Source organism: Gordonia alkanivorans, assembly GCF_004011905.1.
GTDB classification, from domain to species: domain Bacteria; phylum Actinomycetota; class Actinomycetes; order Mycobacteriales; family Mycobacteriaceae; genus Gordonia; species Gordonia alkanivorans.
On sequence record NZ_CP027114.1, the window covers coordinates 738741 to 755218 of the forward strand.

Below are 16478 nucleotides of genomic sequence, written 5' to 3' on the forward strand. Positions count from 1 at the left end.
TATCGTCGAGGGCATGCGCCGCGCCTCTTTCACCGACATGAACTGCTCGGTCGCCCAGAGCCTGGAGATCGTCGGCGAGTGGTGGACCCTGCTCATCGTTCGCGATGCCCTGTTCGGCGTGACTCGGTTCGACGAGTTCTCGACGCGGCTCGGTATCGCCCGCAACATCCTGACCCAGCGTCTCGACACCCTCGTCGAGCACGGCGTGATGACCAAGGAGCCCTACCAGGACAACCCGGTCCGCTACGACTACCGCCTCACCGACAAGGGGCGTGACCTGTGGACCGTCGTCACCGCGCTACGGCAATGGGGCGACAAGTGGACCACCGACGACGGCGCGCCGGTGGAGTCGACGCACACCTGCGGCGACACGATGACCGTCGAGCCGCACTGCTCGGTCTGCGGCGAGCACGTCGAACTCGCCGACCTCCGCGTTCGCCCGGGGCCGGGCGCGCGGGAGAACAACCCGCTTTCCGGGTTGCATCGATAGCTCCCAGCTGCGTCGATGGCGGACTCTTCCCGAGCAAACTAGAACGTGTTCTACTGTGGGGAGAGTTCCGTCTGGACGTCCTTGAGGAGCATGATGCGGTTCACTTTCGCCGAGGCCATGACCGACCCGTCGTACTACGCGCCGCTCGCGCAGGCCGCGGAGAAGGCGGGGTACGCCGGCTTCACCATCCCCGACTCGCTCGCCTATCCCGAGGAATCGGACGCCAAATACCCGTACACCCCCGACGGCAATCGCGAGTTTCTCGACGGCAAGGCGTTCATCGAGACCTTCATCCAGGCCGCGGCACTGGGCGCGGTCACCTCGACCATCCGCTTCACCCCGTTCGTGCTGAAACTTCCCGTCCGTCCGCCGGCCCTGGTCGCCAAGCAGGCCAGTTCGGTCGCCTTCCTCACCGGTAACCGCCTCGCCCTCGGCGTCGGCACGAGCCCGTGGCCCGAGGACTACGACTTCATGGGTGTCGACTTCCGCCGCCGCGGCAAGCGGATGGACGAGTGTATGGACATCATCCGCGGCCTCACCACGGGCGAGTACTTCGAGTTCCACGGCGAGTTCTACGACATCCCGAAGATCAAGATGACGCCCGCGCCCACCGAGCCCATCCCGCTGCTCGTGGGCGGCCACGCGGACGCCGCACTCAAACGAGCGGTGATCCGTGGCGACGGTTGGATGCACGGCGGCGGCCCGCCCGAAGAACTCGACACGCTTCTCGATCGGATCAACGAGATCCGCAAGGCCGAGGGCAAGGCCGACGATCCGTTCGAGATCCATGTGATCTCGATGGACGCCTACACGGTCGACGGATGTAAGCGACTGGAGGACAAGGGGATCACCGATGTGATCGTCGGCTTCCGACTCCCCTACGTGATGGGTCAGGACACCGAGCCGCTCCAGACCAAGATCGATCATCTGAACTGGTACGCCGACAACGTGATTGCGAAGGTCAACGACTGATTCGGTTGTGCAGCGGTCTCCGTGACAGTCCCCGACGTTGCGGCCGGCCCTCGACCAGCTGTCAGGCAGGCACCTTGTCGAGGAAGCCGCGAACGTCACGGATGCGCTGGTCCGCGTCGACCACCACCACGTCGAAACCGACGACGACCGGCTCCTCGCCGTCCGGGCCCAGACCCCATTGGAAACGAACCTGCTGATGGTGGGCATCGACCTCGCCCACGGAGGTGAACACGAAGCCCGGGAACTGGGCATGCACGGCCTGGATGGTCATTCCGACGGCTTCGCGGCCCTGCACCTCGGCAAGCGGGTCGACGTACGCGCAATCCTCGGACCAGTGATCGGCGAGAAGTTCGGCGCGTGCCGCCTCGTCGGTGGCGTTCCAGGTGTCGAGGTAACGGGTGACAATTTCTTTCATGGTGTCTTCCTTGTCTTTTCTCGAATGAGCTGCACCCGAAGTCTCACCGCTGGTCGACCGGCGGTCGATTACCCGCGAGGTCATGGTCGTCCTGATCCGGACTGCCTACGCTCGGGGCATGACTTCGACGGCGACAACTCCATCGGTCGGCAATGAATTGCGCCGCTGGCGCGAGCTGCGATCCCTCAGCCAGCTCGCCCTCGCCACGCAGGCGGAGGTGAGCACCCGGCATCTGAGCTTCGTCGAGAACGGACGGTCCCGGCCGACACCGGAGATGATTGTCCGTCTGGCAGAGGTGATGCGGGTACCCATGGGCGAGCAGAATCGACTTCTGCTCGCCGGAGGCTACGCTCCTCGCTATCCGCACCGTGCCACCGACGACGAGGCGCTCGCGCCGGTGATGGCCGGACTGCGGCGCTTGTTGGACGCCCACGCGCCGTACCCCGCTTTGCTCCTCGATGACCATTGGGACGTCGTCGATGCCAACGAGCCCGTCGATGCGCTGGTCACCGGTTGTGATCCCGGTCTGATCGAGCCGCCGCTGAACGTGATCCGGCTCTGCTTGCACCCGCGAGGACTCGCGCCGCGCATCCGCAACCTGCCCGCTTGGCGAACACACCTGATTCACCAACTCGAGCAGCGCATCGCCCACACCGGCGGTGACCCCGACCTGGTCTCACTCCTGGAGGACGTCACCGCCTACCCCTCCGACGGAACTCCACCCGCCCGATCGCTGGTCGACCCTGTCATCCCGATGGAGATCGAGGTAGGCGACGATGTACTCCGGCTCTTCAGCGTGACCAGCCAGATCGAGAGTGCATCAGACGTCACCCTCCGTGGGCTCCATCTCGAGACTTTCGTACCCGCGGACGACACCACGCGGCAGCTGCTGAGTCGGTGACAGGAAACTGAGCGGCCTCCGCACGCGCTGAGCACCCGGCCCAAGCCAGGCCGGCGAGTCTCGCCTCGCATCCGCGGAAAGACGGCGAGGCCCATGCTGTCCGACATCATGCGACTTCGCGATCACCTCCGAGGTCATGATTGTCCTTCTGAGAGTGCCGCTTTCGGATCAGGCGACTGGTGTCGCCCAGCAACTGCGCTTCGATGCTGCCACTGGGGGGGCACCGGTCGGCGCTGTTGCACGGCACCTCCCCCTGGGGCAGACTGCAGACACGGACAATGCAGACCCCAGGTGTGAGCAATCACCGGGTGGGAGGACAGCGATGACCGATTCACCCGGTGGGTCGGCCTCGTGGTCGACGCAGGGTGCCGGTCGGGTGAACGGTTCGTCTCGCCTGAACAGGCGTACCTTCTTCAAGGCCGCGGGGGTCACCGGTACCGCGCTTCTCGGCGCCTCGGCACTCGCCGCATGCGGCGGGTCGTCCGTCTCGCCGAATACCTTGCGGGTCGCCATCGCAGGCGAACCCGATCAGCTCGATCCGCAGAAATCCAGCTCGTACTTCACCTTCGAGGTACTCGAGAACGTCTTCGACACCCTCGTCGAACCCGACGAGAACCTGCAGATGCAACCATCTCTCGCCGAGAGCTGGGAGGTGAGCCCCGACGCCAGGCAGTGGACTTTCCTCCTGCGCCCGGGGGTCACGTTCCACAACGGCGATCCGCTGACCGCCGCCGACGTCGAGTACTCCTTCCGCCGCATCCTCGACGAAGAACTCTCGAACGCCTGGAAACTCGAGGCCATCGAGACGATCACCGCACTCGACGACCGACGCGTGCAGTTCACGGTCCGGGAACCCACCCCGAACCTGCTGACCAACATCGGCGGCTTCAAAGGACTCGCGATCGTCAACCGCCGCAACGTCGAATCAGGCGCGATCGCGACGAAACCCGTGGGTACGGGCCCGTTCTCGTTCGTGTCCCGGTCCCCCGGCGCGTCGATCGTGCTGAAATCCAACCCCGACTACTGGGGTGGCCCACCCGCGATCGACGGCGTGAACTACAGCTTCATCTCGCAAGGTACGACGGCCGTCTCGGCACTCCGATCCGGTGAGATCGACTGGACGGACGCGATTCCCGCGCAGCAGCTGAGCATCCTGTCGCGCGACGACACGCTCGAGGTCGGCACGGTGGTCGCGAACGACTACTGGTACATCACGATGAACTTCGACGCCAAGCCGTTCGAGGACACCCGCGTCCGCCAGGCCGTCGCCTACGCCATCGACCGACCATCGATCGCGCAGGTCGTCGGATACGGCACCGCCACACCCAACGAACTCGCGATCCCCTCGACCAGCCCCTGGTTTGCCCCCTACGACCGCTACACCGCGGGCCTCGACCGCGCCCAAGCCGTCGACAAGGCGAAAGACCTGTTGCGCCAGGCCGGTATCCGGTCGATGGACATGCGGCTCATGGTGACCACCGAGTACCCCGAGACCGTGACCGCGGCGCAGGTCATCGCGTCGAACCTGTCCGACGTCGGCATCGCCGTCAAGATCGAGCAACTCGACTTCGGCGCGTGGCTCGACCGGCAGGCCGCCGGCGACTTCGACGCCCTGCTGCTCGGCTGGCTCGGCAACATCGACCCCGACGACTTCTACTACGCCCAGCATCATTCGGCGGGAACGTCGAACGCGCAGAAGTACTCGAACCCGCAGGTGGACGCCTTACTCGACCGGGGACGCACCGAACTCGACGTCGAAACCCGCAAGGGCATCTACGCCGACGCGGCCGGCCGGATCGCCGACGACGTGAGTTATCTGTACCTCTACAACCCGTCTGCCACGCAGGCGTTTTCGAAGGAGCTCCACGGGTACACGGTCCGGTCCGACAAAGCCGTCCGGTTCCGGTCCGCCCGGCTGGAGAGGGGCTGACGTGACCTCGCTCCGTTCCCCGCTGCTGCGCTTCATCCTCATCCGGCTCGCCTACACCGTCGCCGTCTTGCTGGGGGTGATCGTCGCGGTGTTCTTCCTGATCCAGATCGTGCCCGGCGACCCGGTGCGCATCGCACTCGGCACGCGCTACACGCCGGAATCGTATGAGGCGCTTCGCAGTGCATCCGGCCTGGATCAGCCGCTTGCCAACCAACTGTTCGCCTACGTCGGCAATGCCTTCACCGGCGATCTCGGGGTGAGCTTTCGCAACAGCGAACCCGTCACGACCATGCTGTTCGACCGGTTGCCCGCCACCATCACGCTCGCCCTCGCCGCCATCGTGGTGGCACTGCTCATCGCGATCCCGCTGGGGTCGTGGGCGGCTCTCCGCGAAGGCCGACTGGCCGACAACGTCATTCGCGTCATCAGCCAGTTCGGCATCTCGGTCCCGGACTTCTGGATGGGCATCCTGCTGATCGGTCTCTTCTCGACCGCGCTCGGCTGGCTGCCGTCGGCGGGATACCAGCCGTTCGCCGACGGGCCGCTCGGTTGGTTCGAGCATCTCGTCCTGCCCGCGGTGACGGTCGGGGTCGTGACGGGCGCGATCATGACGCGGTACGTCCGATCGTCGGTGCTCGAGGTCGTGAACACGCCGTTCGTCACCACCGCCGAGTCAAAGGGTCTGAGCAACAGACGGATCCTTCTCGACCACGTGGGTCGCAACGCGCTGGTGCCCGTCCTCACCATCTCCGGTATCCAGTTCGCCGGGCTCCTCGGTGGCGTCATCGTCGTCGAGGTCGTGTTCGCCTGGCCGGGCCTGGGACTGCTGGTCTACGACTCGGTCGCGGCCCGCGACTACCCGGTGCTGCAGGGAGCCATCCTGCTGATCGCGGTGATCTTCCTGCTCGTGAACCTCGTCGTGGACATCCTCTACGCCGTCATCGATCCGAGGATCCGGTTGTCATGACACCCACCGCACCCGACCCTCCCGCCGCCACGGATTCGGCCTGGCGCCTGCTGCTCCGCAATCGCGCATCGGTCGCGGGCCTGGTCATCATCGCGGTCGTCGTCGTCGCCGCGATCTTCGGTCCGCTGATCGCCCCGTACGGCGCCAACGCGATCGACGTGCCGAACGCGCTGCAGGCACCGAGTTGGTCGCATCTGTTCGGCACCGACGACCTCGGTCGCGACGTCTTCTCCCGGGTCGTGCTCGCGGCGTCGGTGAGCTTGCGGGTCGCGGTGATCGCCGTGGCGATCTCCCTCACGGTCGGCGTGATCCTCGGGATGGTCGCGGGTTTCGCCGGCGGGGTGCTCGACACGGCGCTCATGCGCATCGTCGACGTGGTCTTCTCGTTCCCCGTGCTCCTCCTGGCACTGGCGATCGTCGCGGTCCTGGGGCCCGGGGTCACATCGGCGATGATCGCCATCGGCGTCGTCTACATCCCGATCTTCGCTCGGGTCGCCCGCGCGGACACGTTGCGGGTGCGGCAGACCCAGTACGTGCAGTCGGCCCGGACGATGGGGGTGCGTACGTCCCGCATCCTGTTCAGCCATGTGCTGCCGAACATCTCGGGGCCGGTCATCGTGCAGACCTCGATCTCTCTCGCGTTCGCCATCCTGTCGGAGGCCGCACTGTCCTTCCTGGGCCTCGGTGTCCAGCCGCCCGATCCGTCATGGGGCCGCATGCTTTTCGATGCGCAGGGTTTCATCACCACCGCATGGTGGATGGGCGTCTTCCCCGGTCTCGCGATCCTGTTCACCGTGTTCGCGTTCAACCTGGTCGGCGACGGGGTGCGCGACGTGCTCGACCCACGGCAGCGCACGCTGCTGCGCAACCGGGGATACGACCGCACGTCCGTCACCGTCGCGACGGCGACGCCGAAGCCGGCACGCGCAGTCGCCGAGGATTCGGTGCTGGACGTGGAGAACCTCATCGTCGGGGTCGGACCGCGGGAGATCGTGCACGGCATCAGCTTCACGGTCGCACGCGGCGAGACTCTCGGCATCGTCGGCGAGAGCGGTTCGGGAAAGTCGTTGAGCGTGCTCGCCGCAACGGGTCTGTTCGACGCCCCGAGCGCCTACGTGCGCGGATCGGCTCGACTCGGCACCACCGAGATCGTCGGCGCCACCCCGTCGACGCTGCGTGCCCTCCACGGAACACGAGTGGGCTTCGTCTTCCAGGACCCGTCGTCAAGCCTCAATCCGCTTCTCACCATCGAGCAGCAACTCACCGAGGGACCACGCCGGCACCTCGGCCTCAACCGCATCGAAGCGCGCGAGCGCGCGTTACAGCTGTTGCGCGACGTCAACCTGCCTGACCCCGAAAGCCGTTTGCGCGCATACCCGCACCAACTGTCGGGCGGCCAGCGCCAGCGCGTGATGATCGCGATCGCCCTTGCCTGCGACCCCGACCTGCTCATCGCCGACGAGGCGACCACGGCCCTCGACGTGACCACCCAGGCGCAGATCATCGATCTCGTCGCCGACCTCCAGCGCAAACGCGGCATGGCGGTGGTGTGGATCAGCCACGACCTCGGAGTGATCGGCCGCATCGCCGACCGGGTCATGGTCATGCGTTCGGGTCGCATCGTCGAAAGCCGGGACGTGGCAGCACTCTTCGACGACCCGCGGGACGAGTACAGCAAGAAGCTCCTCGACTCGCGGCCGTTGCTGAGCAAGGTCGAGGAACGCGACACCGACCGGGGGCTGACGAAGGAAGTCGCCGAGAAACCCGTCCTGCAGGTGAGCGGGCTCGGCGTCGAGTACGTGGTGCGCGGCCCGGCGGGTCGCAGCGTGGTGCATGCGATCGACGGCGTCGACCTGCAGGTGGCCTGGGGTCGGACACTCGGCATCGTCGGCGAGTCGGGATCGGGAAAGTCGACGGTCGCCGGCGTTGTCACCGGTCTGATCACCTCGGGTCAGGGAACGACGGTGACGGGCAGCGTCACGGTTTCCGTCGACGGGCGCGAGGTCGAGGCGGTGGGTGTTCGAGGTGCTGACGAGGCGCTCCTCCGACGCCGGGTCGCGATGGTCTTCCAGGACCCGACCGCGTCACTGGATCCGCGGATGACGGTCGCCGCGTCGATCGCCGAACCGCTCCGCGCACACGGGTTGACCTCCGGCCGGGACGAGATGCGCAGCCGCGCAGAGCAGTTGCTGGCCGACGTCCGCCTCGATTCGAGGTTCCTCGGCCGGTACCCGCACGAGATGTCCGGCGGCCAGCGTCAACGCGTCTGCATCGCGCGAGCTCTGGCGTCCGAGCCGGAGATCCTCATCCTCGACGAGTCGACCGCGTCGCTCGATGTGTCGGTGCAGGCGGGCGTACTCGAACTGTTGCGGGGGCTGCAGCGCGAGAAGGGTCTGACCTTCCTGTTCATCGCGCACGACCTCGCCGTCGTCGAGCAGATCAGCGGCACCGTCGCGGTGATGCAGAACGGCAGGGTCGTCGAAGCAGGCCCGGCGTCGCAGATCCTGCACGATCCCGAAACCGATTACACGCGAGACCTTCTCGCGGCGATCCCGCCAGAGGTCCCGCAGCGGGCGTGACCTAACCGCGCAGCGCGGCCTCCGCGGCGCGGAACCCGCACATGCCGTGCACTCCCCCGCCCGGTGGGGTCGACGAGGAGCACAGGTACACGCCGTCGACGCCCGTGGCGTACGGATTCGGCGACAGGCGGGGCCGGGCGACGAGATGCCACAGGTCGTTTCGGCCGCCGCCGATGTCGCCGCCGACGTAGTTCGGGTTCTCGACCTCGAGCTCGGCGGGACCGATGCTCCGGGACGCGCGGATGCGCGAGGAGAATCCCGGTGCGAAGCGCTCGATCTGCGCGGTGACCGCCTCGGTCGCGTCGCCGGTGTACCCGCGCGGCACATGGGCGTAGGCCCACAACGGTTTCCGATCACCCATCGCCCGGGAGGGGTCGGCAAGCCACTGCTGGCCGATGAGGACGAACGGATCGTCGGGCATCCGGCCGTCGAGGACCGTGTTCTCCGCTCTCACCACCTGTTCCATGGTGCCGCCGAGATGGACGACGCCGGCGCGGTCGCATCCGGGGGCGGTCCACCCGACCTCGCCCTCGACGACATAGTCCACCTTGAACGCCCCCGGTCCGCCCCGATGCCCACGATAGGTCCGGGCGGTGCGCGACGGCTGTTCGGTGCCGAGGATGCGTTGCGCCGCTGTGGGGTCGGTGTCGAGCAGGACGATGTCGGCATCGAGGTCGGCGCGGCTGGTCACGGTGGTGCCGGTCTCGATCCGGCCGCCGAGATCGGCCAGCTTCGCGGCGAGCGCCCGGGTGATCGCGGCAGAGCCGCCCTCGGCCACCGGCCAGCCCTCGACGTGGCCGGCCGCGGTGAGCATCACGCCGCCCGCGGCGGTGCCGATGCGGTTCAACCGCACGAAGGGATGCGCGGCGATGCCGATGAACAACGCGCGTGCCTGCGGGGTGGAGAAGGCCCGGGCCAGCAGGGTCGCCGGTAGTCCCGAACGCGCTGCGAAGCCGGCGAAACCCAGCGGATGTCGCGGGATTCGCAGCATGGGCCCGAGCGCATCGTCGGCGACGGCGGAGAAGCGTTTCGCCACGGGCCCGAAGATCGCGCGCCACCGTCGACCGTCGGCGCCGAGCCCGGCGGCGGTCTTCTCGACCGACTGGTAGAACAGGCCGGCGGTGCCGTCGTCGAGGGGATGCGCGGCGTCGATCTCCGGCCGGACGAAGCGCAGGCCGTACTGCTCGAGCCCGAGGGTTCGCAGATATGGAGACGCCGCACCGAGCGGGTGGAAGGCCGAACAGATGTCGTGCACGATGCCGGGCTCGAGCAGCTCCGCGCTGCGTGTGCCGCCACCGATCTCGTCTGCGGCCTCCAGCACGGTCACCTCCAGACCCGCCTGGGCGAGCCGGACCGCGCCCGCGAGTCCGTTGGGTCCTGCTCCGACTACGACGGCTCTTCGCATGCCGCCACGGTAGCCGCGATCAGCGGATCTTGAAGATGACCGCCCGCTGGACCACGAAGTTGATGACCGTCGCGGTGCCCTGCGCGATGACGAAGGCGATCGCCGAGTAGAGGGCCGTCTTGTCCCACAGCGACGACAACCAGCTGTACAGACCGACGTTGACCGCGAAGGTGACCAGGTAGAGGAGCACGACCGCGGTGAAGCGGGCGGCGCTCGGCTCGGCGCGGAACGTCCAGCGCCGGTTGATCAGGTACGCGACGGTGGTGCCGAGGATGAAGCCGAATGCCTTGGCGACCCAGTCCGGGGTCCCGACGATGTACTGCAGGAACAGCGTCAGCCCGAAGTCGAGAACCGCCGACCCGGCGCCGGTGACGACGAAGCGGATCAGCTGCGTCTTCAGGTCGACATCGGTCGACGCCTCTTCGTCGTCGAAGGGCAGTTCGATCGGCATCGGCGCATGCCGCGTCGTGAAGTCCTCGTGGTGATCGTGAGGGACGTCACCTGCGGGTTCGTCGTTGCCGGAGTCGGGTCGAGACACGCTGACACCCTAGCGGACGAGCTAGAACTCCTCGTCGACGTCCGAGTCCCGGGCGGCGCGTTCGCCGCGGTCCAGCGAGGCGAGGTCGGCGAGGTCCGCGTCGTCGAGGGCGAAATCGAAGAGGTCCGCGTTCTCGAGCTGACGGCCGGCGTGCGACGACTTCGGCACGACGCTGATGCCGTGCTGCACCGCCCACCGCAGCGCGATCTGAGTCGGCGACTTGCCGTACTTGCGGGCGATCCGCAGGATTGCCGGGTCGCCCAGGACACCTTCCTTACGGCCGGTCGGATGCCACGCCTGTGCGTGAATCCCCTTCTCCGCCATGAACTCACGGAGCTCGGTCCGTGGCAGTGCCGGTGAGCACTGGATCTGGTTGAGCACCGGCCAGCGCCCCGTCTCGTCGAACAGCGTCTGGAGCTGATGAGGTTTGAAGTTCGAGACACCGGGCGTGCGGACGTAACCCTCGTCGGCCAGGGTCAGCAGTGCCTTCCACGACTCGACCGTGCGTCCGAGACTCGGGCACGGCCAATGGATCAGATAGACGTCGATGTAGCCGACACCGAGCCGACGCGCGCTTTCCTTGGCGGCGTTGATCGCCTCGTCGAAACCCTGGTCACCGCCGCTGAGCTTGGTCTGGACGATGACCTCGTCACGAGCGATGCCCGAACCGTGCACGCCCATGCCGACACTGAGCTCGTTGCTGTAGCGGGGAGCGGTGTCGAGGAGTCGGTATCCAGCCTTGAGTGCGGCGCTGACCGCGCCGATGCACGGCCGGCCGAGCATGTTGTAGGTGCCGAGTCCCACGAGAGGAATCGACCGACCGTTGCTGAGCTCGACCGAGGGGATGTCCACCCGACAAGGATAGGTCGGCCGCGACCCCCGTTCGCTCCGCCGAGACCAAACTGGAAACCGAGGGGGGCACGGAAACCGCTCCGGTACGGCACGAATACTCACCGTCCTGAGGTGTACGCGGCACATGAGTACCTTTACTGTTCTGAACATGTCTGCCCTCACGTCCAGATCACCTGTGTCGCGCACCACGCGAACACTCGTCTCCGTCATCACCGGCCTCGGCATGGTCCTGCTCGCGTTCGGATCGACCGCCCCGGCACACGCGGATGACGCGGTTTCCGTCGGCATCCCGAACTGGTCGGGCCTGGACGTCACCGAGTACTCGGGCCCCATCCCGGCCAAGGCGGGCACCCTCATCTCCCGGGTCCCGCTCGCCGCGGAGCTCAACCTCCCCGCGGCCGGTGACGCCTACCGCATCCAGTACTCGTCGCTGAACCAGCACGGCAAGATGGCGACGGGCACCGGCGCGGTCTTCCTGCCCAAGGGCAAGGCACCCGCCGGTGGCTGGCCGATCATCTCCTGGGCGCACGGCACCGTCGGCATGAACGACGACTGCACGCCGTCGGCGTTCCCGCGCAGCGAGCGCGACCAGAAGTACCTGGGCCACTGGCTCCAGCAGGGTTACGCCGTCGTGGCCGCCGACTATGTCGGTCTCGGCACCCCGGGCCTGATGGCCTACCTGAACGGCGTCACCGCGGCGCACGCGATCGTCGACATCGTCGTAGCGTCGCATCAGATGGATCTGCCGTTCGCCAAGCGCTGGGCCATCATCGGACAGTCACAGGGTGCGGCCGCCGCACTGAACGGCGCCCGCTACGCCACCGAGTTCAGCCGTGGCTCGGGTCTGGACTACCGCGGCGTCGTCGCCACCGGCATCCCGGCCAACCTCGAGTACCTGTACCAGAACCTGGGACCGGCCGTCCCGCCGGTGAACCTGCCCGGCGGCCTGAACGCCTACACCGCCTACATCCTGGCCGGGTTCAACGACACCCGTCCCGACATGAACATCACCAAGGTCATGACGCCCAAGGGCATCGCACGCCTGGCCGAGGGTCGCACCACCTGCTACCCGATCCTCAAGAAGGCACTCGCCGGTGACGACGTGCGGACCTGGTTCCGCGCACCGCTCATGTCGATCCCGGGTCTGAGCCCGGCACTGCACGAGTACATGGCGACTCCGTACAAGGGTTACGACCGCCCGATCTTCCTCGGACAGGGCCTGCGTGACGTCGATGTGCCGGCACCGTCGGCGCTGTCGCTCTACGCACAGATGAAGGCCAACAACCAGCCCGTCGAGCTGTTCGTCTACCCCGAGGACGACCACTCCAGCGCGGTTCTGGCCTCGATGAAGGACTCGACCCCGTTCGTGGCCCGCATCCTGCGCTGACCCGAAATCACCGCTGCGGTGTCCATCGATCTGAGACCCTTTGAACGATGGGCACAGGACCGATGGGCACCGCAGTTGCTTTCTATGACGACGTCATCATCGGCGCTGGGCACAACGGTCTGACCGCCGCCGCCTATCTCGCGCGCGCCGGTCGTCGGGTCCTCGTCCTGGACAAGGCCGATCATGTCGGCGGGGCGACCGTCTCGGCGATGCCCTTCCCCGGTCTCGCGGCCCAGCTGTCGCGGTTCTCGTATCTGGTCTCGCTGATGCCGCGCGAGATCATCACCGACCTCGACCTCGACATCTCGCTGATCCGACGCCGCTACTCCTCGTACACGCCGCTCCCGTCGGACCCGACGCGCGGCATCCTCATCGACACCCAGGACGACGACGCGACCGCGGAATCGTTCCGGCGGGTGTTGCGCGCCGACCGCGTCGGCGCCGACGCCGTGGGATTCTCCAACGCCGGTTTCGTGGCGTGGCAGTCCTTCTACCGCCGTGTCGGGACCATCGCGCAGCGCGTCTTCCCGACCCTGACCGAACCGCTGCGCACCGCCGCCGACATGCACGAACTCGCCGTCGGCACCGACACCTCCGACGCCGAGCTGTGGGAGGCGCTCACCACCCTGCCGCTCGGCACCCTGCTCGGCCAGTACTTCGACGACGACCTGCTGCGCGGCATCGCCGCCACCGACGGCCTGATCGGCACGTTCGCCGATCTCGACGACCCGTCGCTGCGGCAGAACATCTGCTTCCTCTACCACGTGATCGGCGGTGGGACCGGCGACTGGGACGTCCCGGTCGGGGGCATGGGTGCGGTCTCGGGTGCGCTGTACCAGGCCGCGACGTCGGCGGGCGCCGAGATCCGCACCGGGGTCGCGGTGTCGGGCGTCGATCCGGTTGACGGGACCGTCGAGTTCACCGATTCGGGCGGCACGCCGCACACCGCACGCGGCTCGATGCTCTACGCCGCCTGCGCACCGCAGGTCCTCAACACGCTGCTCGACGATCCGATCGTCTGCGAGGCCCATCCCCGCGGCTCGCAGCTGAAGATCAACCTCCTCCTCGACCGTCTCCCCCGCCTCCGCGACGAGTCGGTGACACCCGAGGCCGCGTTCGCCGGCACCTTCCACATCAACGAGACCGCGAGTCAGCTCCACGACGCCTGGCGGCAGGCCACCCGGGGCGAGGTCCCTGAGCTGCCGCCCTGCGAGATCTACTGCCACACCCTCTCCGACCGGTCCATCCTCGGACCCGAACTCGACGGCAAACACACGCTGACGCTGTTCGGGCTGCACATGCCGCCGGACGTCTTCGACGAGCCGGGGGCCGTCGAGCACGCGGTGGGCGCGACCTTCGCCTCGCTGAACATGCTCCTGGCCGAGCCGATCCAGAACGTCATCGCCCACGACCTCGACGGCCGTCCGTGTATCGAGGCGAAAACCCCTCAGGACCTCGAGGAGATGATCGGGCTGCCCGGCGGCAACATCTTCCATCAGTCGCTGCGGTGGCCGTGGGCGGAAACGGCGACGGAGGTCGGCACCTGGGGCGTCGAGACGCGCCATCCGCGACTCTTGCTGTGCGGCGCCGGCGCACGACGCGGCGGCGGCGTGAGCGGTATCCCGGGTCGTAACGCAGCGGCCGCGGTGCTGGGAGACACCGAACTCGGCGCGCTGCGGTAGCCCGACACCACAGCCGCGCGAAAGTGCGACGCCTGTCGCAGGTCGTCTCTCACCGTCGGCGCAGGGCGGCCGAGTACTCTCTTCACCGATGTCTACTGAAGAGTTGCTGCCGATCACGACCCGCAAGCTGGTGGGTTGGTCTCGCACCACCCCGATCGAGGGCCACGTCCTGTCCACGCCGTATCCCGAGGTCATCGCCGAGGCGGTGGCCCGCGTCGCCGACGACAACGCGGACAAGCCGGACTACCTCAAGCGCGGTGTCATCGCCCGCGGACTGGGCCGCTCCTACAACGAGTCGGGCCAGAACAGCGGCGGTCTCACGATCGACATGACCCCGCTGACCAGGATCTACGCCATCGACTCCGAGACCGCGACGGTCGACCTCGACGCCGGCGTCTCCCTCGACACCCTCATGCAGGCCGCGCTCCCGTACGGCCTCTGGGTGCCGGTGCTCCCGGGTACCCGCCAGGTCACCGTGGGCGGTGCGATCGCGCACGACATCCACGGCAAGAACCACCACAGCCAGGGCAGCTTCGGCAACCACGTCGTCGAGATGCAGCTGCTCGTGGCCGACGGTCGCATCCTGACGCTCACCCCGGACGGCTCCGGCGACGACCCGAGCGGCGAACTGTTCTGGGCGACGGTCGGCGGCATCGGCCTCACCGGCATCGTGCTGCGCGCGAAGATCCAGATGAAGCGCACCGAGAGTGCCTACTTCATCGCCGACACCGCGCGCACCGGCTCGCTGCAGGAAACGCTCGATCTGCACCTGCAGGACGGTTTCGAGGACGGGTACGAGTATGCCTCGGGCTGGTTCGACACCATCAGCGCACCGCCGAAGCTCGGCCGCGGCACGTTCTCGCGTGGCAACCTCGCGCGCGTCGACGAGCTGCCGGAGAAGTACCGCGACAACCCGCTGTCCTTCAACAACAAGCCCCTCGTCCGTTTCCCGGACGTGTTCCCGCGCGGGCTGGCCAACAAGCTCAGCTTCTCCGCGGTCGGCGAGGCGTACTATCGGATCGGCCCGCCCAGCGAGGGCAAGGTCAAGAATTTGGCGCAGTTCTACCACATGCTCGACGTGTTCGGTGACTGGAACAACGCCTACGGCCGCGGCGGCGGGTTCTGCCAGTACCAGTTCATCGTGCCCACGGGTAACGAGGCCGAGTTCACCAACCTCATCGAGCACATCCAGGCGTCGGGACACGTCAGCTTCCTCAACGTGATCAAGCTCTTCGGCGAGGGCAACAAGGCGCCGCTCAGCTTCCCGTTCAAGGGCTGGAACGTCTGTCTGGACTTCCCGGTCAAGGCCGGGCTCGCCGAGTTCCTCAACGATCTCGACCGTCGGGTGATGAGCATGGGCGGACGCCTCTACACGGCGAAGGACTCACGGACGTCGGCGGCGGCCTTCCACTCGATGTACCCGCGCATCGACGAGTGGATCGCCACGCGCCGTCGGATCGACCCCGACCGGGTGTTCATGTCCGATATGGGCCGTCGACTCGAACTCGCCTGACCCACAACCGGTTCCGACCTCCATTCCACCGCTACGGCCCACCGGCCGCAGACCACCGAAAGCGAGAAGACCCACGATGATGAACGCCGTCGGCGTCCCACAGTCCATCCTGGTCCTGGGCGGGAGCTCGGAGATCGGGCTCGCCATCACCGCCGAGTACCTGAGCAAGGGCCCGGCCCGGGTCATCCTCGCCGCCCTGCCGGGCGACCCGTCCGTCGAGGCGGCAGTGGAGAAGGCCAAGAAGGCCGGCGCCACCGAGGTCAGCGTCATCGACTTCGACGCCCGCGCCACCGACACCCACCGCGACGTGATCGACAAGGCCTTCGCCGACGGTGACGTCGACGTCGCCATCGTCGCCTTCGGCATCCAGGGCGACGACGAGCAGGCCTGGCAGGACCACGGCCTCGCGGTCGCCGAAGCCCAGATCAACTACACCGCAGCGGTTTCCGTCGGCGTCCTGCTCGGCGAGAAGATGCGCGCCCAAGGCCACGGCCACATCATCGCGATGAGCTCGGTCGCCGGTGAGCGCGTCCGTCGCAGCAACTTCGTCTACGGCTCCACCAAAGCCGGACTCGACGGCTTCTACCTCGGACTCGGCGAGGCATTGCGCCCCTACGGTCCTCGCGTCCTCGTTATCCGCCCGGGCCAGGTCCGCACGCGACTGTCGGCGCACGTCAAGGAAGCGCCGCTGACCGTCGAGAAGGAAGACGTGGGACGTCTCGCGGTCGCCGCGGCCACCAAGGGCAAGGAGATCGTCTGGGTCCCCGGACCTTTCCGCTACATCATGATGGTCCTGCGCCACATCCCGCGCCCGATCTTCCGCAAGCTGCCCGTCTAGCAGCCCTCG

Annotated in this window: 14 protein-coding genes; 10 read left to right on the plus strand and 4 right to left on the minus strand. The window is 67.4% G+C overall.

Going from position 1 to position 16478, the window contains the following annotated elements; genetic code table 11:
* Nucleotides 1-13: 13 nt before the first annotated feature.
* Both C5O27_RS03495 and C5O27_RS03500 read left to right on the plus strand, forming a co-directional pair.
* Nucleotides 14-490 (plus strand): winged helix-turn-helix transcriptional regulator, encoded by a 477-nt coding sequence (locus C5O27_RS03495; protein WP_127961923.1) that lies wholly within the window; start codon nucleotides 14-16, stop codon nucleotides 488-490.
* A 93-nt stretch (nucleotides 491-583) separates the two neighbouring features.
* Nucleotides 584-1462, plus strand: coding sequence for a TIGR03619 family F420-dependent LLM class oxidoreductase (locus tag C5O27_RS03500; protein WP_075863638.1), 879 nt, complete (start codon nucleotides 584-586; stop codon nucleotides 1460-1462).
* 61 nt (nucleotides 1463-1523) lie between these two features.
* On the opposite strand, the gene C5O27_RS03505 is transcribed toward C5O27_RS03500, so the two are convergent.
* Nucleotides 1524-1877 carry a nuclear transport factor 2 family protein gene (locus tag C5O27_RS03505; RefSeq protein ID WP_006358752.1) on the minus strand — a complete coding sequence of 118 codons (354 nt, stop codon included), beginning with the start codon at nucleotides 1875-1877 and terminating at the stop codon, nucleotides 1524-1526.
* A 118-nt stretch (nucleotides 1878-1995) separates the two neighbouring features.
* Here C5O27_RS03505 and C5O27_RS03510 point away from each other — a divergent pair, with 118 nt between their 5' ends.
* The 4 genes from C5O27_RS03510 (at nucleotide 1996) to C5O27_RS03525 (ending at nucleotide 8254) form a co-directional block, all read left to right on the plus strand.
* Complete coding sequence (locus C5O27_RS03510; protein ID WP_035754458.1) at nucleotides 1996-2778, plus strand: helix-turn-helix domain-containing protein; 783 nt, start codon at nucleotides 1996-1998, stop codon at nucleotides 2776-2778.
* Between the two features lie 322 nt (nucleotides 2779-3100).
* Nucleotides 3101-4708 (plus strand): ABC transporter substrate-binding protein, encoded by a 1608-nt coding sequence (locus C5O27_RS03515; protein WP_244216584.1) that lies wholly within the window; start codon nucleotides 3101-3103, stop codon nucleotides 4706-4708.
* A gap of 1 nt (nucleotide 4709) precedes the next feature.
* Entirely contained in the window at nucleotides 4710-5675 is a 966-nt protein-coding gene (locus C5O27_RS03520; protein ID WP_127961924.1) for an ABC transporter permease, read from the plus strand.
* The gene (locus C5O27_RS03525; protein ID WP_127961925.1) at nucleotides 5672-8254 is read left to right on the plus strand and encodes an ABC transporter ATP-binding protein/permease; all 2583 of its coding nucleotides are present in this window, start codon (nucleotides 5672-5674) and stop codon (nucleotides 8252-8254) included. The genes C5O27_RS03520 and C5O27_RS03525 overlap by 4 nt, the downstream gene beginning before the upstream one ends.
* Nucleotide 8255: 1 nt before the next feature.
* Here the strand turns inward: C5O27_RS03525 and C5O27_RS03530 are convergent, their stop codons facing one another.
* The 3 genes from C5O27_RS03530 to C5O27_RS03540 are packed head-to-tail and all read right to left on the minus strand — an operon-like array spanning nucleotide 8256 to nucleotide 11049.
* Nucleotides 8256-9659: a phytoene desaturase family protein gene (locus C5O27_RS03530; protein ID WP_127961926.1), complete on the minus strand. Its 1404-nt coding sequence runs from the start codon at nucleotides 9657-9659 to the stop codon at nucleotides 8256-8258.
* A 19-nt stretch (nucleotides 9660-9678) separates the two neighbouring features.
* Nucleotides 9679-10197: a GtrA family protein gene (locus C5O27_RS03535; protein WP_081474330.1), complete on the minus strand. Its 519-nt coding sequence runs from the start codon at nucleotides 10195-10197 to the stop codon at nucleotides 9679-9681.
* Between the two features lie 21 nt (nucleotides 10198-10218).
* Nucleotides 10219-11049, minus strand: coding sequence for an aldo/keto reductase (locus C5O27_RS03540; RefSeq protein WP_006358759.1), 831 nt, complete (start codon nucleotides 11047-11049; stop codon nucleotides 10219-10221).
* A gap of 148 nt (nucleotides 11050-11197) precedes the next feature.
* Here C5O27_RS03540 and C5O27_RS03545 point away from each other — a divergent pair, with 148 nt between their 5' ends.
* The 4 genes from C5O27_RS03545 (at nucleotide 11198) to dprE2 (ending at nucleotide 16469) form a co-directional block, all read left to right on the plus strand.
* On the plus strand, nucleotides 11198-12436 hold the full coding sequence (locus C5O27_RS03545) for an alpha/beta hydrolase family protein (RefSeq protein ID WP_232283159.1): 1239 nt from the start codon (nucleotides 11198-11200) through the stop codon (nucleotides 12434-12436).
* Nucleotides 12437-12498: 62 nt separating this feature from the next.
* Nucleotides 12499-14118: a phytoene desaturase family protein gene (locus C5O27_RS03550; protein ID WP_127963748.1), complete on the plus strand. Its 1620-nt coding sequence runs from the start codon at nucleotides 12499-12501 to the stop codon at nucleotides 14116-14118.
* An 88-nt stretch (nucleotides 14119-14206) separates the two neighbouring features.
* Entirely contained in the window at nucleotides 14207-15631 is a 1425-nt protein-coding gene (dprE1, locus tag C5O27_RS03555) for a decaprenylphosphoryl-beta-D-ribose oxidase (RefSeq protein ID WP_127961927.1), read from the plus strand.
* Nucleotides 15632-15707: 76 nt separating this feature from the next.
* Nucleotides 15708-16469 carry a decaprenylphospho-beta-D-erythro-pentofuranosid-2-ulose 2-reductase gene (gene dprE2, locus C5O27_RS03560; RefSeq protein ID WP_127961928.1) on the plus strand — a complete coding sequence of 254 codons (762 nt, stop codon included), beginning with the start codon at nucleotides 15708-15710 and terminating at the stop codon, nucleotides 16467-16469.
* Nucleotides 16470-16478 lie beyond the last annotated feature (9 nt).